Genomic DNA, 1,029 nt, shown 5'->3' with positions numbered 1-1,029 from the left:
ACTGACATGCGCGGGGAATATCGTGAAAATCAAAAGGGCACCTGTTAGCTTATTCACAGTATTGCTCCTCAGCAGGGAGCAATGTACTGACTGAACCATCTAGCAAATGATTGTAAGTAAGATAAGCCACCGTTCTGGCTTTAGTGTTGTATGTTAGTGCTGCGATAGTTTTTGACGTATCGATTGAGTCATCCACTGGGATACCGACAAAAGCTTTGCAAGCGAGAACTTTATCGAACTCGTCGCCTATCGCCATAGCTTTGTCAATATTAGCCTCAGTCTTCTCACTCCAATCGTAATATAGGTTTTTCTGAGTTTGACGTGCATCTTGCTTCAATGCATCGCGCACTGACTCTGACACTTCTAACGCATTGATGAATGCCTCGATATCGTCGCGTATTCCGTCTTTATTTTCATCACGACCTGTAAGGGAATCACTTCTATCTAGTGTGTAATCAAATTTTCGATATAGCAGAGCAAATTGGTCATCAATTGTAGGTTGAGCCTTTAGCTCTTTAGCAATCTCCGGCGTTTTTTTAAAACTTTGGTGTGGTTGATTGTGATTTGGGTCTGGAGTCGGAGTGTTTTGCTGGTTACAGCCAAAGAGAATAAGCAGGCCAAGTAGCGATAATTTTTTCATATGAATAATCCATGTTTTTTATGGATATTACATGTGCGCTTTGCGGATAGACCAATTGCGTTTTGTTATACCGAGTAAATAACTGGCAATTTAACTCTCCATGTTTGTATGCATTTATCTTGAGACAAAAACGCCCTTCACCTGAGCAAAGAGCGTTTTTTACTTGAGGTTATGGTTCGAACATTAAAGCACCAAACCGCCATCAATCTTGAGCACTTGTCCGGTTATAAACGCACTTTTATCAGACGCTAGAAACGCAACGCCATTGGCGATATCTTGCACCGAGCCCATACGTCCTAGGGGCGTTTTACTTTCCATCATTTGAATGACTTTCTCTGGCAGGTTCTTGGTCATATCGGTGGCGATAAAGCCTGGCGCGACACAGTTGA

2 protein-coding genes are annotated in these 1,029 nt (G+C 42.4%); both read right to left on the bottom strand.

Annotation, left to right across the window (positions count from 1 at the left end):
- Positions 1-49: 49 nt before the first annotated feature.
- Positions 50-640 carry a chromosome partitioning protein ParA gene (locus R8N28_RS27180; RefSeq protein WP_318183911.1) on the bottom strand — a complete coding sequence of 197 codons (591 nt, stop codon included), beginning with the start codon at positions 638-640 and terminating at the stop codon, positions 50-52.
- A 183-nt stretch (positions 641-823) separates the two neighbouring features.
- Positions 824-1,029: SDR family oxidoreductase (locus R8N28_RS27175; protein ID WP_318183910.1), on the bottom strand; the 206-nt coding region annotated here is incomplete at its 5' end.

It is taken from the genome of Vibrio sp. Vb1554, assembly GCF_033344235.1.
The sequence above is the reverse complement of the archived record's forward strand: the minus strand, read 5'-3'. Positions and strand labels throughout refer to the sequence as shown.